16 protein-coding genes are annotated in these 18,157 nt (G+C 36.6%); 8 read left to right on the plus strand and 8 right to left on the minus strand.

Annotated elements, in window-relative coordinates; genetic code table 11:
• The first annotated feature begins 207 nt into the window (after positions 1-207).
• From BCELL_RS06985 to BCELL_RS06995, 3 genes are all read left to right on the plus strand, one after another.
• Positions 208-888, plus strand: a complete 681-nt coding sequence (locus BCELL_RS06985; RefSeq protein ID WP_013487982.1) for a DUF2225 domain-containing protein — start codon at positions 208-210, stop codon at positions 886-888.
• Positions 889-998: 110 nt separating this feature from the next.
• Complete coding sequence (locus tag BCELL_RS06990; protein WP_013487983.1) at positions 999-1,463, plus strand: chemotaxis protein CheX; 465 nt, start codon at positions 999-1,001, stop codon at positions 1,461-1,463.
• A gap of 146 nt (positions 1,464-1,609) precedes the next feature.
• Positions 1,610-3,151 (plus strand): GNAT family N-acetyltransferase, encoded by a 1,542-nt coding sequence (locus BCELL_RS06995; RefSeq protein ID WP_013487984.1) that lies wholly within the window; start codon positions 1,610-1,612, stop codon positions 3,149-3,151.
• Between the two features lie 198 nt (positions 3,152-3,349).
• Here the strand turns inward: BCELL_RS06995 and BCELL_RS07000 are convergent, their stop codons facing one another.
• Positions 3,350-4,582, minus strand: a complete 1,233-nt coding sequence (locus BCELL_RS07000; RefSeq protein WP_013487985.1) for an IS110 family RNA-guided transposase — start codon at positions 4,580-4,582, stop codon at positions 3,350-3,352.
• A gap of 337 nt (positions 4,583-4,919) precedes the next feature.
• Here BCELL_RS07000 and BCELL_RS07005 point away from each other — a divergent pair, with 337 nt between their 5' ends.
• From BCELL_RS07005 to BCELL_RS07020, 4 genes are all read left to right on the plus strand, one after another.
• Positions 4,920-5,363, plus strand: coding sequence for a hypothetical protein (locus tag BCELL_RS07005; protein WP_013487986.1), 444 nt, complete (start codon positions 4,920-4,922; stop codon positions 5,361-5,363).
• A gap of 147 nt (positions 5,364-5,510) precedes the next feature.
• Positions 5,511-7,016 (plus strand): glycerol kinase GlpK, encoded by a 1,506-nt coding sequence (gene glpK, locus BCELL_RS07010; RefSeq protein ID WP_013487987.1) that lies wholly within the window; start codon positions 5,511-5,513, stop codon positions 7,014-7,016.
• A 297-nt stretch (positions 7,017-7,313) separates the two neighbouring features.
• Entirely contained in the window at positions 7,314-7,520 is a 207-nt protein-coding gene (locus BCELL_RS07015; RefSeq protein WP_245546961.1) for an aspartyl-phosphate phosphatase Spo0E family protein, read from the plus strand.
• Positions 7,521-7,695: 175 nt separating this feature from the next.
• Complete coding sequence (locus BCELL_RS07020) at positions 7,696-8,553, plus strand: YitT family protein (protein WP_013487989.1); 858 nt, start codon at positions 7,696-7,698, stop codon at positions 8,551-8,553.
• Between the two features lie 373 nt (positions 8,554-8,926).
• On the opposite strand, the gene BCELL_RS07025 is transcribed toward BCELL_RS07020, so the two are convergent.
• Both BCELL_RS07025 and BCELL_RS07030 read right to left on the minus strand, forming a co-directional pair.
• Positions 8,927-10,471 (minus strand): peptide chain release factor 3, encoded by a 1,545-nt coding sequence (locus BCELL_RS07025; protein WP_013487990.1) that lies wholly within the window; start codon positions 10,469-10,471, stop codon positions 8,927-8,929.
• Positions 10,472-11,100: 629 nt separating this feature from the next.
• A complete protein-coding gene (locus tag BCELL_RS07030; RefSeq protein ID WP_013487991.1) occupies positions 11,101-11,283 on the minus strand; it encodes a hypothetical protein in 183 nt (60 codons plus the stop codon).
• 249 nt (positions 11,284-11,532) lie between these two features.
• Here BCELL_RS07030 and BCELL_RS07035 point away from each other — a divergent pair, with 249 nt between their 5' ends.
• The gene (locus tag BCELL_RS07035; protein ID WP_013487992.1) at positions 11,533-11,937 is read left to right on the plus strand and encodes a CBO0543 family protein; all 405 of its coding nucleotides are present in this window, start codon (positions 11,533-11,535) and stop codon (positions 11,935-11,937) included.
• Between the two features lie 249 nt (positions 11,938-12,186).
• On the opposite strand, the gene leuD is transcribed toward BCELL_RS07035, so the two are convergent.
• The 5 genes from leuD to ilvC all read right to left on the minus strand — a co-directional run bounded on the left by leuD (position 12,187) and on the right by ilvC (position 18,039).
• Positions 12,187-12,771: a 3-isopropylmalate dehydratase small subunit gene (leuD, locus tag BCELL_RS07040; protein WP_013487993.1), complete on the minus strand. Its 585-nt coding sequence runs from the start codon at positions 12,769-12,771 to the stop codon at positions 12,187-12,189.
• A gap of 15 nt (positions 12,772-12,786) precedes the next feature.
• Positions 12,787-14,208, minus strand: a complete 1,422-nt coding sequence (gene leuC / locus BCELL_RS07045) for a 3-isopropylmalate dehydratase large subunit (RefSeq protein ID WP_013487994.1) — start codon at positions 14,206-14,208, stop codon at positions 12,787-12,789.
• A 41-nt stretch (positions 14,209-14,249) separates the two neighbouring features.
• The gene (gene leuB / locus BCELL_RS07050; protein ID WP_013487995.1) at positions 14,250-15,353 is read right to left on the minus strand and encodes a 3-isopropylmalate dehydrogenase; all 1,104 of its coding nucleotides are present in this window, start codon (positions 15,351-15,353) and stop codon (positions 14,250-14,252) included.
• Positions 15,354-15,476: 123 nt separating this feature from the next.
• Positions 15,477-17,021, minus strand: coding sequence for a 2-isopropylmalate synthase (locus BCELL_RS07055; protein ID WP_013487996.1), 1,545 nt, complete (start codon positions 17,019-17,021; stop codon positions 15,477-15,479).
• Positions 17,008-18,039 (minus strand): ketol-acid reductoisomerase, encoded by a 1,032-nt coding sequence (gene ilvC, locus BCELL_RS07060; protein WP_013487997.1) that lies wholly within the window; start codon positions 18,037-18,039, stop codon positions 17,008-17,010. The genes BCELL_RS07055 and ilvC overlap by 14 nt, the downstream gene beginning before the upstream one ends.
• Between the last annotated feature and the right edge of the window lie 118 nt (positions 18,040-18,157).

Genomic DNA, 18,157 nt, shown 5'->3' on the forward strand with positions numbered 1-18,157 from the left:
CTTTCTATTAGGTATAGTAAGCAATTGTCATCTGTTTTTAATAATATATTTTTTGACATAAAGTTACAAAAAAAGGGGTGATATTCATTATAGATAAGGATAGAAATATAGGTCTTTTCAATCATAAAAGTCGTTTTTATATGAAAATCTTTAAAAAGGAAAACGGGTCTTTTATACTAGAGGTAGTTTTAAAGGGATGGTGGCGTGATGAACCAAGAAATATCAGCAACATATGACAAAAAAATAAGCTGCCCATTATGTAATCATAAGTATACTTCAAAGAAACTTCGTTCTCGAGCGATTAGAGTTGAGAAAATAGAAAATGACAATTTTACTATATATAAAGAATCTCAAAATAATCCAACCTTATACGAGGTATATGTTTGCCCTGATTGTGGATTTGCTTTTACAGATCAATTCACTACTTCTTTTAGTGAATCAGAAGTTGAACTGTTTCGAAAGTCCGTAACGGCTCGCTGGGAAGGACTTGATTATGGAACGGAGAGGTCATATCAAGATGCGGTCAATACTTATAAGTTAGCATTACTATCAAGTAATATAACGAATCAGCCAGCAATTGTTATTGCCGGAATATGCTTAAGATTAAGCTGGGTACTTCGCTATAAAGAGGAACAGGAAGAAGAAAATAGGTTTTTAAAAAATGCAATACAAAAATATGAGTTATCATATGAAAATGGTGATTTTAAATCTACAAAAATGTCGGAAGTGAAGTTGCTATTTTTAATGGGTGCTATAAGTAGAAGGCTTGGTTTATTAGACAAGGCGGTTGTATATTTGTCTAAAATTATTGAGCATAAAGATCGTCATCTTGAGCCTACCATTGTGGAGAAAGCGAGAGAAGAGTGGTATGCAGCAAGAAAAAAGTAATATAAGACAAAAGTAATGATGAAAAAGTCTTACAATTTTCGAGTGATTACAATATAATAGAGTTATTAATGTCGAATCTTGGCGTTTGTTTTTTAAAAGGAGAGGTAACAATGGATGTAAAACATATAAATGCAGTTTGTAGAGCAACAAAGTCAATACTATCTAGCCATTTTGGTGTAGATGTTACATTATTAAATCCGAAAGCACAGCAACAATCTGTGCCATCAAACGATGTTTCCGTCGTTTTAGGTGTTAATGGTGAACTTTCAGGCCAAATCATCTGTTCTATAACTGAAGATACAGCAAAAAATATAGTAGGAGTTATGATGGGTGGTATGGTGATTGAAAAGTTAGATGAAATGGGATGGAGTGCCATTCAAGAGTTTGGGAATTGGGTTGCGGGCTCTACAGCTACTGAACTATCAAAGGAAAATTGCATCATTGATGTAACGCCACCAATGGTAAATGAGAAAGAATCGGTTTACCGTACAACAAAAATGTTTATTACTGTTCCACTAGACTCAAAATTAGGCCTTATTGATGTTCATATATCATTGTCTGATAAAGCGAGCTAAAAGCATATATATTTTTTTATTTTGGAGAAGCTATGGTGGAAATTACTAGCTTCTTTTTTTATTATGTAGATTAAGATTATTTGCTATTTTATGATATTCGATTATACTATAAAGCATTGCTACACTTGAAAGGATGTGAATGGTTCATGAGTACGTTAGATATGTCAAAGTTCGAAAAAAAACTCATCATTAGAACGATACGACATGATGATATTGAAAAAATAATTGAACTTTCAAAAATTTGTTTTCCTAAAATGAATCCATGGAAAAAAGAGCAGTTATTAAGCCATATTGAGCTGTTTCCTGAAGGTCAATTTTGTGTAGAGCTCGATGGTGATATAATCGGTTCTTGCTCTAGTTTAATTATAAATTTTGATGAGTATGATGATCAACATACGTGGGATGAAATAACGGATGAAGGTTATATTACGAATCACGATCCAGACGGTTACAATTTGTACGGAATAGAAGTTGCTGTTCATCCTGAATTTAGGAGGATGAAAATTGGACGTCGTCTCTATGAGGCTCGAAAGGATTTAGCGAGAATAAAAAACCTTAAAAGTATTATTATAGGTGGGCGAATTCCTAATTATAATAAATATGCAACTGACATGACACCACGTGAGTACGTGGAAGAAGTAATGCATCATAGTATTTATGATCCTGTTCTGACATTTCAGGTGATGAACGGGTTTACTTTAAAAAGGGTAAATAAAAATTATTTAGATGATGATAAAGCATCAATGAAATATGCCACATTAATGGAATGGAATAATGTTGACTATCAGCCAACGAGTAAACGTCATTTTAAAACATCCTTCCCAGTAAGAATTTGTGCGATTCAATATATGATGAAGAAGATTGATTCGTTTGAAGAATTTGCGCAGCAGTGCGAATATTATGCAGATGTTGGAGCGAGTTATCAATCAGACTTTGTAGTATTTCCGGAAATTTTTACGACGCAATTACTTTCATTTATAGAAGAAAAAAGTCCTAGCCAGGCTATTCGAAGATTAACTGATTATACAGAAGACTATATCAATTTATTTACTGAGCTTGCGATTAAGTATAATGTTAATATTATTGGTGGATCTCATTTTGTAGAGGAAGCAGGTAAAATATTTAATATTGCCTACTTGTTCCGAAGAGACGGGACGATTGAAAAGCAGTATAAACTTCACATTACTCCAAATGAACAAAAGTTTTGGGGGATTCATGGTGGAGATAAAATTGAAGTATTTGATACAGATTGTGGAAAAATTGCGATTCAAATTTGTTATGATATCCAATTTCCAGAGCTTGCGAGACGTGCAACAGAGAAAGGTGCTAATATTATTTTTACTCCTTTCTGTACAGATGATCGTCAAGGTTATTTAAGAGTTCGCTACTGTGCTCAGGCGAGAGCGATTGAAAACCAAGTATATACAATGATAGCAGGTACGGTTGGGAACTTAACGCAGGTAGAAAATATGGATATTCAATATGCACAATCAGGAATATTTACCCCATCTGATTTTCCATTTCCTAGGGATGGTGTAGTGGGAGAATGTAACCCTAACGTAGAAACAATTGTTGTAGGAGATGTTGATTTGGAAATATTGCGGCGCCACCGGAAGTCAGGAACGGTTACTCAATGGCGGGACCATAGAAAAGATCTGTTTGAAATTAAGTACAGTGATAAAACTTGATTCGCGCATAATATAATTGATGTTCCATATGATGAAAGTTGCTAAAATGGCACCACTTGCCGAAATCCATTACAGAAGAGGTTGACTCAAATGGTTGAATTTATACCTTTTTATACGAAAATGAATACCTTGTAAGTCAAAAAAAACAAAAAAAAGGGGAGGGTATCCTTATGGGTACTCTTTTCCATTTTTTTACTTTTATGCTGTAGGTTGTTCTACCGTCACTTTAAAGCCTTTTGACTCAATATTCTTAATCCAGTAGTTGATCTTCCTTTCCGTGTCTTTTTCTGCATAATCCCAACCTAATTCTTCATAGGGGATCTTGTCTTTAATAATATGATATATTATCCTTAAAATAAGATGTGCTGTAGCCATCGATGCTTTATATTGACCTCTTCTCTTCTGCACACGATAGAAGAAGGAGGAGAGCCGGGTTCCTTTGGATTTGGATGCGGACCATGCTGCTTGACAAAGGACACCCTTTAAACTCCTGTTCCCTTTTTGGGTCCGGGAGCTTTTTTTCTTTCCAGCACTCTCATTATTACCAGGACATAATCCACCCCATGAAGCTAAGTGCTTATCACATGGGAAACAAGACATATCTACTCCAATCTCTGCAATAATCACCGCTATAGCATTAAAACTTACACCAGGGATTGTATCGAGTAATTCAACATATTCGTTATAGGGGGTTATTAGACGGTCGATTTCACCCTCCAATTCTGAAATTTGTTTCTCAAGATAAATTAAATGATCATAATGCATGCGAATAATTTTTCGATGATGCTGGCGTACGCGTCCATTTAAAGCATCAACTAATTGAGGTACTTTTCTCTTTAAAGAAGTTTTCACCAAGCTTCTTACCTGCTCCTCCGTTAACACCTCACCATTAATGATTGACTCTAAAAGAGCTCGTCCAGATACACCAAATAAATCACTAACAAAAGTGGTTAACTTGACGTTTGCATCTTGTAAGATCTTATGGATACGATTTTTTTCTGAAGATGCATTGCCAACAAGCTTTCTACGGTAACGAGTATAATCCCGTAGATCTCGGAAGTTTTCAGGTGGAACAAAACTTGGTGTGATCAACCCACATCTCAATAACTGGGTAATCCAGGCTGCATCACTGACATCGGTCTTACGACCAGGAACATTCTTAATGCGCTTTGCATTGGCAAGAATTAATTCGAAACTCCCCTCTAGAATATTCCACACTGGTTTCCAATAAACACCAGTACTTTCCATTGCGACATGGGTGCATTTAAAGCTTTCTAGCCAATCATGAAGTGCAAGTAAGCCTTTCGTCGTTGTAAGAAAAGTTTGTGTCTCTTTTTTAGGTCGTTTTTCCAATGGACCATACATAACACAAGCTACAATCTCTTCCTGATGAACATCTAGTCCAGCACATCTTTCCAATACTGCATCCATAACTCATCACTCCTTAATAAAAATAGAAATGATGCAGGTCATACACCTGTAAGCATGGTATTTTTATACACGTGTTCTTAACGACAATTAGCGGTGCTCGTAGGTGTATTCGGTCGGTTTGAGTCGCGGGGTAAAAATTCCACCAATAAAGGGACGACCTGTGACCTGCTAATCTTATTATAAAAATTAGCAAGCACAGGTCGCAAGTCATTTTCATTCATAGTGGTGGCTATTAAGCCATGAAAGTTTGAGTCAACCTCTAGCTTTTAGGACATCTCTTTTAGTTTGATATGTAAAAAATATGTCTACCCTAACAAATGAGGGGAGGCATGAATAAATGTCTATTGAAAGTAAAAGAGAACTTAAAGGACATCGTCAGTTAACCTTTTCCATGTTTTTAATAGGACTAGCTTTGAGTATTCTCGCATTTATATATATATTTCAGACAGAGGAAAATGGAAGAGATCATATAGTAGAAGAATGGTCGATTCAGTGGACAGCGAGAGAGCAACCAATTGTTTCAAATATGCCGATTGATTTGCAAGTTATCGCCCTTGAAGGGGGGCATTTGTGGATTACAGAGGGAGACGTAAGAGCGAATTTGTCTCACAGTAAAATGCATGAAGACAAATCAATTACGTTTCATCATGTTGAGGATGGCCTGTATGAAGTACAAACGTCCTTTCCGTACGCTGGTATTTGGAAGGGTGAATTATATATTAAAAAATCTGGAAACAAAGTATCGATCCCAATGGAAGTGAATGTCTTACCTCCAAGATAAGAAAGTGGATACCGATGGTTGAATGAAAAGGTAAAAATGACCCTTTTCATTCAACCTCTTTTCATATTTAATGTTTTTTTTATGCATATATGTAAATAAGCGTTTACAATTAATAATAGAATGAAAGTACATAAAAGGAGGGTAACGATGGAACGAACCTATATTCTTTCAATTGATCAGGGGACAACGAGTTCAAGGGCAATCATCTTTAATAAGGGCGGAGAAATCGTTAATGTTGCACAGAAGGAGTTTAATCAAATTTTTCCTAAGCCAGGTTGGGTTGAGCATGATCCAAATGAAATATGGTCATCAGTACTAGCTGTAATAACCGAAGTATTAACAAAATCAGAGATTTCGGCAAAAGAGGTTGCTGCTATTGGGATTACGAATCAACGAGAGACTACAATTGTATGGGATAAAAATACAGGCAAGCCAGTATATAATGCAGTCGTGTGGCAATCAAGACAAACGGAATATATATGTGAAGAATTAAGAATACAAGGTTTAAATGATTTATTTAGGAAAAAAACAGGTTTACTAATAGATGCATACTTTTCAGGTACAAAAGTGAAGTGGATCCTTGACAATGTAGAAGGCGCACGTGAGAAGGCAAATAATAATGAATTATTATTCGGAACAGTGGACACTTGGTTAGTTTGGAAGTTATCAGGAGGAAAAGCGCACGTAACGGACTACACGAATGCCTCGAGGACTTTAATGTATAATATTTATGACCTTAAGTGGGATGAGGAGTTATTGGATATTTTAACAATACCGAAATCGATGTTACCAGATGTTTGTTCTTCATCAGAAGTGTATACGAAAACAGATGACTATCATATCTTTGGTGAGGCTATCCCTATTGCTGGTATTGCTGGGGACCAACAAGCCGCATTGTTCGGTCAAGTATGCTTTGAAAAAGGGATGGTTAAAAATACATATGGCACAGGCTGCTTTATGTTAATGACAACAGGGGAAAAACCAGTATCGTCTAAACATGGGCTATTAACAACAATTGCATGGGGTATTGATGGCAAAGTAGAATATGCTCTAGAAGGAAGTATTTTTGTTGCCGGTTCTGCGATTCAATGGCTTCGTGATGGTCTACGTATGTTTCCACAATCAAAAGATAGTGAAAAATATGCTGAAAGAGTAGAGTCTGCCAATGGTGTTTATGTTGTACCAGCATTTGTAGGGTTAGGAACGCCATATTGGGATAGTGAAGTGAGAGGTGCCATATTCGGTCTTACTAGAGGAACTGAAAAGGAACACTTTATTCGTGCTACGTTAGAATCGTTATGTTATCAAACGAAAGATGTTGTGAATGCAATGATAAGTGATTCCGGATTAAGCTTAAAGACGTTAAGAGTTGATGGAGGGGCCGTAGCGAATAATTTTTTAATGCAGTTTCAAAGTGATATGTTAGGTGTACCAGTAGAGCGTCCAGTAATTCAGGAAACAACAGCTTTAGGAGTCGCGTATTTAGCAGGTTTAGCAATTGGTTTTTGGGATGACCGTGAACAAATTGCTGCCCTATGGAAAAAAGAAAGGACGTTTACTTCAACATATGCAGCGGAGAAACAAGAAAAGTTATATGCTGGTTGGAAATTAGCAATTGAGGCTACTCAAAAATTTAAAGTAAATAACGATTAAAGAACATAGATAAAAAATGGACCCCCTATAGACTTTTACTAGTAGGGGGTTTGTCGAAAGAAAAAATCGAAAAATGGTATTTTTTGTTACTTTTAAACTAGGTATATCGAAATTAAAAAACACGCTAAAAATTCTTAAAAATAGTAGAAAAAAATACCATAATTTATGCAATATACTATTGTTATTTTTATGTAAATTTCATATAATAATTAATATTAATAATAGACTTTTAGCATAGTGATAGTGTACTAGAGACATATTAAACTAATTTCCTATGCTATAAAATAGAAGAAACGAGTGAGGAAATTGGGGATAAGCTACTACTTAAAAAGACAAATGGAAGTCAAGAGACGGCAAATGATTCGCTCTGCAAAAGATCATGGTTTTACTTCAAAGGAAACGATTCGATATAGCCAGGAACTTGATCATTTAATGAATGTGTACCGTCGCCTAACCGTAAAAAACTCAAATAAAGAAGAACAACAATTAAGCTACATGAGCTAATACACGCCTTCTGTTTAAGTCAGAAGGCTTTTTTGTGTCCATTTCTAATCGAACTCGAACTCAGATAAAAGTATTGTTATTATATAGTTTTGTTTCTAAGAGATTATCAGTTTATAATAGAGAATACAAGATAAAAAGCATACAAGAAATAACATTCATGATAGGGTGGTTACATTTGAATAAATTATTTGATTATTTTATTTTAACAATCGGCTCCATAGTTGTAGCTGTTGGTTTAGAGTTAATTTTAGCACCAAATAGTTTAGTTGATGGAGGAGTCACTGCAATAGCTATTATGTTTAATGCCATTATCAGTTTACCTATTTGGCTCGTCTTTGTCATATTGAACATACCCTCTTTATATGTTGCTGGTAGGTACATGGGTAAAAAATTTATTATACGAACGTTGTATGCTAATGTAATAACAACTGTAGCATTAATAAATATGGCCCCATTTCCTGCGATCACAACTTCTGAAGTACTTATAGTACTGTATGGAGGTTTATTACTAGGTGTTGGAGTTGGGCTTGTAGTAAAGGCTGGAGGAGCGATAGATGGCACAGAGATGCTAGCTATTTGGATTAATAAAAAATATCACATACCGATCAGTAAATTTCTATTATTAATAAATGCAGTTATATTAACTGGAGCAGCATTTGTATTTTCTCTGGAACAAGCAATGTTTTCTATCGCAGTCTTTTTCATTGTGTCGAAAACGATTGATTTTGTCTTAGATGGTATTAATCAAGGGAAATCAGTGATGATTATCTCTGAAAAACCAGAAGAAATTGGACAACAACTAATTGATGAACTCGGTATGTCAATTACTTATCTACATGGAGTGGGAGGATATAGTAACAGTGAAGTTCATATCATTTATTGCATTACCGATCGTTTCAGGTATCCAAAGTTGAAAGAACTCGTTCTATCTATTGACTCTTCGGCGATTTTAGAAGCTTCGTTTGTGACAGAAACAACAGGGTTAAAAAGAAAATCATTGTTTAATATGAAGCTTGAGAAAAAGGAATTTTAGCAATAAATATGTTCATTTTGTTTTTTTTATCTGTCAGCTTTTCTAACAGGAAATTTATTTAAGTACAGGCAATACAAGCAAGAAATTTTGTTGACTGTAGTATAATAAAAGAAAAGCGAAAGTGGTGAGTAGTAAGATGGCTATCGTTTACATTTGTAAGGTGTGTAATGGGACTGGATATGTAGACAGAAAAAAGCTGTTTTTTACTAGAAAAGTATCTTGCCGCTATTGTAACGGAATGGGGAAAAAGAAATATAAGAAAGATAGAATTGGGTAAAAAAAGACATATGACTAGCTTTTGGGGAGCTAATCATATGTCTTTTTTTATTGTGACGGTCTTAAAAGGTGAAAATCAACCTTTTGAGTCTCGATCCTACTCCAAAATCTCCCATCCAGATGATAGTGATAAATCAGGATTCTTATCTTGGAACATTCTTAAAGTAAATTCATTTTCAAAGAGGATGACAGAGCGCCCCTGTTGGTCTTTTACGAGCATTTTTCTTGAATCAGTCATTTTATCTGTTACTTCGCCCTTCGTTACCCAGCGGGCAAGCTCGTGCGTCATATGTTGGAATTCAATGTCAACGTTATACTCATTCTTCATTCGATATTCAAACACTTGAAACTGTAGCTCCCCAACTGCCCCAATGATGAAATCTTCAAAATAAGGCGTTTTATAAAGCTGGATTGTTCCTTCTTGAACGAGTTGCTCCATCCCTTTATGGTACTGTTTATGCTTCAGTGCATTTTTTGCCGTCACTTTCGCAAATTTCTCCGGAGGAAACTGTGGCATTTCTTCATATACGAGTCGCTCATTTCCAGTAACAAGAGTATCCCCAACTTGAAAGTTACCAGAGTCATATAATCCGATAATATCTCCCGGTAATGCAGTATCTATCGTTTCTGTTTGTGAAGCAAAAAAGGATTGCGATTGGTTGAGCTTCATTTTCTTTCCGGTACGTGAAAGCATGATTTCCATGCCACGTTCAAATTTTCCAGAGCATATACGTAAAAATGCTATTCTATCTCGGTGGTTAGGGTTCATATTTGCTTGAATCTTAAATATAAATCCTGAAAACGTGTTACTCTCCGGTAAAATAACTTCACCAGAAGCTTTTCTAGGCTGTGGCTCAGCAGCTAGCTTTACGAAATTATCTAAAAATGATTGAACACCAAAGCTAGATAAAGCACTGCCAAAAAAGACTGGCGTTAGTTGTCCATTTTGGACCTTTTCCATCGTAAATTCGTTACCCGCTTCTTCTAAAAGCATAATCTCGTCCTCAAGCTGTTCCTGTTCAAATGATTGAAGGACTTTTTGATCTTCGTATGGGACGATTTCTCTCTCGTGAGAATCGTTATACACTTCAATTTTTTTATCTGGGATACTATAAATACCTTTTAATGTTTTTCCCATTCCTATAGGCCAGTTCATTGGCGCTGTTTCCATCTCTAACACTTCTTCAATCTCTGCAAGTAAATCTAGTGGTTCTTTCCCTTCACGGTCAAGCTTATTAATAAAGGTTAAAATAGGTATACCACGCATGCGACATACTTTGAAAAGCTTTAATGTTTGTGCTTCGATCCCTTTAACACTATCTATGACCATTACAGCAGTGTCAACGGCTGTTAATGTACGATAAGTATCCTCACTGAAGTCTTGGTGACCAGGAGTGTCTAGTATATTTATTTGTATGTCATTATAGATAAGCTGCATCACACTAGATGTAACAGAAATACCCCGTTGCTTTTCGATTTCCATCCAGTCAGAAGTTGCAAATTTCCCTGATTTTTTTCCTTTTACTGTACCGGCACTTCGAATACCACCACCGAGCAATAATAACTTCTCCGTTAATGTTGTTTTCCCAGCATCAGGGTGGGAAATGATGGCAAATGTTCGCCTTGGTGTTTCATTAGACATATATACAAAACCCTTTCTATGTTAAATGAGTCTTTATTTTGATCCTCCAATTCTTCATTATATACAAATTGAGGCTAACAATCACTTTTTTTTGTCATTCTTTTCATTAAGTGTTGTTAAAGGTTTTTTTATACACTTTATTAAGATGGAAAAAAGATAATAATTAAGTAGAGGGAAGAAAAAAATAGAGGGTGTCCCAAAAGCTATTAAAAGGAAGAGGTTGACTCAAAAAGGTAAAGAATCGAGGCCACTGAAAAAGTGAAAAACTTGCTGTTTCGTTGCATTAATATTTAATATACCTCATTATAGGGAAAGTTGATGAGACCGGAGCAAGCGAGTTTACTGTCTCTTCCTCTACGAGCATATGCTACGGAGCGTATCCGTCGAGACAACTCGAAGCATTAGCGACGAAGTAACGCTCGTTCCTGTGGGATCGAAGGCAGGGGTGAGACCCCGCAGACCACAGGTCAAGGAGGCTCACCAGCCGCCCACGGAAAGCGAGTTTGCACAGGTCTCATCAACCCCTATATTCAAACAACCTTATATTTATTAGTCTACCCTTTGAATTTAAGTTCTTTTTCAGTGCCCTCAAAAAATCGACCTTTTGAGTCAACTTCACAATAAAATATTCAATTGCTATGCTGCGGATCGTCATCGACATGTGGTGGTAAATGCTTTGTAAAATAAGCTCCTAATACTGTAAGAAGTGTAGTAATTATAAAGAAACTAGCTAAATGAAAATCCACTATCCTGATCCATACATAAAAAACAGGGATGAGCAAAAAGCATATTGGTGTTAACCAAACCTTCATGTTAATCCTCCTTATTATTTATTTATCGATTCTCAGTATCTATTTACAACATTAGTATGTTGTTAATACTATAAAATTCTTCGTAATTTTCTTGTTTTCCTGCTTTCAGTGACGAACTTTCCATAATTGCGAGGGGGATATTGTCTACGTGTAAAAAGCTAGGCATTCATTAAAAAATTGATTGGATGAAAATAATTAAAGTGCGAATAATAACCTTGCAGAAAAATAAAGGAGAAAGTGGATATAGGAATGACAACACCAACATATGAAGATATAAAAATCATTCATGAAAAACTGGTGAGCATGAGGTTAGAATATTGGTTAGAACATAATGTGTTTACATTTCAATGGTGGCTTTTACTAACTATACTAGTTGTCCCGTGGCTCGTTTGGTGGCTGTTTGTTGATAAGAAAAATATAAGTAGAATACTGTTATTTGGCTGTCTATTAATGATACTTGTATTAATAATGGATGATTTAGGCGTAGAGCTACAATTATGGTCGTATCGATATCAACTTGTCAGTATATTACCTCGCTTAATTTCAATTGACCAAGGAATCATTATTATTTTTCATATGGCGATTTACCAATTTTTCCCTAAATGGAAGTCATTCCTAATTGCAAATATAGTAATGGCTATAGTTTTTTCCTAGTATTTGAACCTATTACTGTATGGTTAGGGATTTATCAACTTGATAATTGGAGCTATACCGCCTCACTTCCAATTTATGTAATGAAAGCAATGTTTATTAAGTGGCTTGTTGATGAGGAAATTTACAGAATAGAGCAAAAAATAGTGTGAAGTGCAAAAGCTTAGCAGTATAGTGGTTTAAAAAGAGGCTGTCCCAAAAGATAAGGGTGACTCAAAAGGTAAAAATTCGACCTTCTGAGTCACCCTCGTTTTAATCATGTACTAATTCATATTGAGAAATTTTATCCTCGTGTGTCAATGTCACAGATATTTCATCCCAACCATTAATAAGCATTTCTTTATGATACGGTGGTACTTCAAAGGTAGACTTAAATCCCGCATCGTCGTATATTTCTTGATCCGCTAAATTTATTGTTAGTGTGTAGCTATTTGCTTCAGCATTATTTATTAATGCTTCTGTCTCTTCTTGAGGCAGCTTTATTGCGAGAATGCCATTTTTCACACAGTTACTATAAAAAATATCAGCATAGCTAGGTGCAATAATGACTTTAAATCCATAATCTTGAAGTGCCCAAGGGGCATGTTCACGAGATGACCCACACCCAAAGTTATCCCCAGCAATTAATATAGATGCACCGTCATATTTTTCATCATTTAGTGTAAAGTTTTCTCTAGGTGTACCATCATCATGAAAGCGCCAGTTATAAAAAAGGAATTGACCAAAACCTTGTCTTTCAATGCGTTTTAAAAATTGTTTCGGTATGATTTGATCTGTATCGATATTTGCTCTATTTAGTGGATAAACAAGTCCACTATGTTTTTTAAAAGCTTCCATTAAATTTTGACCTCCTTAAGAAGAAAATGTAGGTGTAGAATATTTACGTACATCGACGAAATGACCTTCTATCGCTGCTGCTGCTGCCATTTCTGGACTAACTAGGTGTGTTCTTGCGCCATTTCCTTGGCGCCCTTCAAAGTTTCGGTTTGAAGTCGATGCACAACGTTCTCCCGAAGGAACAATGTCGTCATTCATTGCTAGACACATACTACAGCCTGCTTCACGCCATTGGAATCCTGCTTGTTTAAAAATAACATCTAATCCTTCTTCTTCTGCAGCAATTTTTACAGTTTGTGATCCGGGTACGACAATGGCCTGCACAGCAGGGTTAACTTTTTGGCCACGAACAATATTTGCAGCTTTTCTTAAATCACTAAGTCGTGAGTTTGTACAAGAACCAATAAATACGTGATCAATCTTTACTGATGAGATTGGTTGGTCTGCTTCTAATCCCATATATTCTAATGCTCGTTCAATTTCTTCTTTATCGTTATTTGTTTTAGCATCTTTAGGGCTCGGAATAGTAGCACTAATTGGTATCCCCATACTTGGGTTTGTACCCCAAGTGACTTGAGGTTCTACCTCATTTGCATTTATTTCAACTGTATGATCATATTCTGCACCTTCGTCAGTAGCAAGAGCCTTCCATTTTTCTACAGCAGCATCAAATTCATTGTCTTTAGGGACATGACGTTTGCCTTTTAAATATGCATAAGTTGTTTCATCAGGACTTATTAAACCTGCGCGAGCACCTGCTTCAATAGACATATTACAAACAGTCATTCTTTCTTCCATAGAAAGGTTCCTAATGGCTTCTCCAGTATATTCAATGACATAACCTGTACCAAAATGAACACCGAATTTTGCGATAATAGCCAAAATTAAGTCTTTAGCAGTTACGCCTAAGCCTAACTCACCATTTACTTTGACATTTAACGTTTTTGGTTTAGATTGCCATAGCGTTTGTGTGGCAAGAACGTGTTCAACTTCACTCGTACCAATTCCAAAGGCTAGTGCGCCGAATGCACCATGTGTCGACGTATGGCTATCACCACAAACGATTGTTTTACCTGGTTGTGTCAAACCAAGCTCTGGACCGATAACGTGAACGATACCTTGATCAGGGTGGTCAATATCTGCAAGTGGAACATGAAATTCTTCGCAGTTTGCTTTTAACGTATCCATTTGTTTTCTTGAAACAGGGTCTTTAATGAAATAACGATCTAGCGTAGGGACGTTATGATCCATCGTTGCAAACGTTCGATCAGGGCGTCTTACTTTACGTCCTTTAATTCTTAACCCCTCAAATGCTTGTGGAGAGGTTACCTCATGTACAAGTTGTAAATCTATATACAGTAAGTCTGGTTTTCCTTCTTCTTCATGAACAACATGCTGTTCCCAAATCTTCTCAATAATAGTTTTAGGTTGAGACATATTTTCACTCCTCACTTCAAGTCATATTCAAATATTTTTGTTTAAAGCTCTACTTCTTTTTTTGTCTTTGCTTGTTCAGTTACTAAGTCGACGATTAACTGAGTCATTTCCTCAGTACCAACTTTTTTTCCTGCTCCAGCAATATTTAAATCAGCTGTATAGTAGCCGTCACTTAGTACTTGTTCAACTGCAGATTCAATTAAGTTTGCTTCATCCTCTAAGTGGAAGGAATGCTTTAACATGAGTGCTGTTGATAAAATCATTGCAAGTGGGTTTGCTAGACCTTGACCTGCTATATCGGGTGCTGAACCATGAACGGGTTCGTAAAGTCCAAAGCTATCTTCTCTTAAACTAGCAGAAGGGAGCATCCCAAGGGAGCCAGTTAAAACAGAAGCTTCGTCACTTAAAATGTCTCCAAATAAGTTTTCGGTTACAACGACATCAAAGTGAGTTGGATTCGTAATTAATTTCATAGCTGCAGCATCGACTAGTACATGTTCAACGGCAACGTCAGGGTACTCTGATTTTTTCTCTTCTACAATTTCTCTCCATAGTTTACTAGACTCGAGAACGTTTGCTTTATCAACAGATGTTAAATGTTTTCTACGCAGTTGTGCACATTGGAAAGCTTTATCTACTATTCTTTCAATTTCTGAACGCGTATAAGCTAACGTATCTACGACGGCATTACCATTATCTCTTCGTTCACTAGGAGTACCAAAATAAAGACCACCTGTGAGTTCCCTCACGATTAGTAGATCGCTACCATTGACAACTTCCTCTTTTAAAGGAGATGCATGAAGAAGTTTTTCAAAGCCTTTTACTGGACGTAAATTTGCAAAAAGTCCTAATTCTTTTCTTATAGCGAGTAGGCCTTTTTCTGGTCTTAAATGAGAGGGATTGTTATCCCATTTAGGTCCCCCAACAGCACCTAACAATACCGCATCAGCATTTTTACAAGCTTCTAATGTATTTTCTGGTAGCGGAGTACCATGATTATCAATAGCAGTTCCACCTATATCGTGAGTTGCGTATGTGAAGGTGTGGTTAAACTCTTTAGCGATAACATCCAATACTTTTTGAGAGGATTGAATCACTTCAGCACCAATTCCATCACCAGGGAGTAATACTACATGTTTTTTCATAAACGAACCTCCGTTACTTGTGTGAATTATTGTAGACCACCCAACATTTTAAAATACTAGTTTCCCTTTATTCGTAAGTTTTATCGTTACGAATAAAGGGAAGGAGGGAGGTGTCTAGTTCTTTCATATTTTTGCAGTTTCTTTTTTTATACCGTTCTGATTAAAGAAGACACGATTCACTGCGTTTAAGAAAGCTTTTGCTGAAGCTTCTAAAACATCCTGCGCAGTACCTCGACCACTTACTGGCGTATCATTTACTGTCATTTTTATATGAACGTCTGCTAATGCGTCACGTCCTTGGCCGACAGAGCTTAAGTTAAAGTCAGTTAAGTGTATTTTTTCCTTAATTAACGCTTCTAGTGTGTTGTAGAGTGCTTCCACGCTCCCTGAACCAGTACAGGCTGTTTCTACTCTTTCACCTTCAGGCGTTGTTAAAGCAACCGTAGCTGTAGGGAGGTTAGAAGAGCCATATTGTACTTGAAATGCTTCTAGTTCGTATTTTTTCACATCAGATGTATCTGTTTGGATATCAGTCAATATGGTAAACAGATCATCATCTGTAACTTCCTTCTTTCGGTCAGTTAGAAGCTTAAAGGATTGGAATGCTTCTAATAGTTTATCTTCTGCTAGCTCATAACCTAATTGTTCAATTTTATCCTTAAATGCATGGCGCCCAGAATGTTTGCCTAATACAAGGTTGTTAGATTGAATCCCAACTAATTCAGGGGTAATAATTTCATACGTTGATGCATTTTTTAGGACGCCATCCTGATGGATGCCTGATTCATGTGCAAAGGCGTTTCTACCAACTACCGCTTTATTAGGTGGAACGACCATGCCTGTTAATTTACTTACGAGGTCACTCGTCCGCTTTATTTCATTTAATACAAGGTTTGTCGTGTACGGATATTTATCACTTCGAATATTGAGTGCTACTGCAATTTCTTCTAATGATGCATTCCCAGCACGCTCTCCAATCCCGTTAATCGTTCCTTCAACCTGTGTAGCACCATTTTCTACCGCCGCAATCGTATTAGCAACTGCCATACCTAAGTCATCATGACAATGGGCGGAGAGGGTAACTTTATCTATATTACGAACGTTCTCTCTTACATATTTAAAAAGGTCACCATATTCTTGTGGTGTCGTATATCCGACCGTATCTGGTAAGTTAATCACTGTTGCACCAGCATCTATTACTTTTTCAATGATCTTGACTAGAAAATGTATATCCGATCGTGATGCATCCTCTGCAGACCATTCTACATGAGGGAAATTTTTACTTGCATAACTGACCATATCTACTGCAGTTTGAATCACTTGCTCTGGCGTTTTCTTTAATTTATATGTCATATGAATGGGGGAGGTAGCTAAGAAAATGTGTAATCTAGGCTCTACGGCCTCTTTAAGCGCATCCCAAGCATAATCGATATCGCTTTTCTTTGCTCGAGCCAAACCAGTTACAGAAGCATTCTTAATCGTGTTAGCGATTGCTCTTACACCTTCGAAATCCCCTTGGGAGGAAGCTGGAAATCCAGCCTCCATGATATCTACACCAAACCGTTCTAGTTGCTTAGCAATCTCTAATTTTTCTAATTGATTTAAGTTAACACCAGGCGATTGCTCTCCGTCACGAAGAGTCGTATCAAAGATGTTAATTTTGGACATTAGTGACCACTTCCTTTTTTGAGTTTACCTGTTTTTTTACAAATGGCATTAACTCACGGAGCTTTCGGCCTACCTCTTCAATTTGGTGCGTATTTTCTTTTGCGTTCGTTGCATTGAATTGAGGACGGTTAGCCTGGTTTTCTAAGATCCATCCTTTAGCAAAAACACCAGTTTGAATGTCATGGAGAACTTCTTTCATTCTTGCCTTTGTATCTTCGTTAACAACTCTAGGTCCTGAAACGAAGTCTCCCCATTGTGCTGTGTCGGAGATGGAGTAACGCATCCCTTCAAGGCCACCTTCATACATAAGGTCTACAATTAGCTTTAATTCATGTAAACATTCAAAGTAAGCTACTTCTGGTTGATAGCCTGCTTCTGTTAATGTTTCAAATCCTGCTTTTACTAGACTTGTTAATCCACCGCAAAGCACAGCTTGCTCTCCAAATAAATCTGTCTCTGTTTCCTCTTGGAATGATGTTTCGAGAATACCTGCTCTACCTGCCCCTACACCTTTTGCGTAGGCTAATGCTAGATTAGTAGCTTCTCCTGTAACATCTTGATAAATTCCGTATAATGCAGGTACGCCAGCGCCTTCTTCAAATGTACGGCGTACAAGGTGTCCAGGTCCCTTTGGAGCTACTAGAAATACATCTACATCAGCAGGAGGGACGATTTGATTAAAATGAACGTTAAATCCGTGTGCAAAAGCTAATGCGTTCCCTGGCTTTAAATTTGGTTTAATGCTTTCTTCATAAATTGTAGGCTGACTTTCATCTGGTAAAAGCACCATGACCACATCGGCTTGTGCTGCTGCATTTGCCACTGTTTGTACGTCTACACCGTCTTCAACCGCTTTATCCCAAGACTTTCCTGGTCTTAATCCAACAACTACATCGAAACCACTCTCTTTTAGGTTAAGAGCATGGGCATGCCCTTGGGATCCATATCCAATAATAGCAATCTTTTTAGATTTTAATACGTCCTCTTGAATATCGTTGTGGTAAAGTACTTTTGTCATTGTTTTAACATCCTTTCATTACATTCAATTTTTTTTTTTTTGGATTAGGAGCGGTGTTCAATACCGCTTTTATAAAAACATTTCCAAGATGAAGTGACTTGAAAATAGTTTTTGAGAA

Source organism: Evansella cellulosilytica DSM 2522 (assembly GCF_000177235.2).
GTDB classification, from domain to species: Bacteria; Bacillota; Bacilli; order Bacillales; family Salisediminibacteriaceae; genus Evansella; species Evansella cellulosilytica.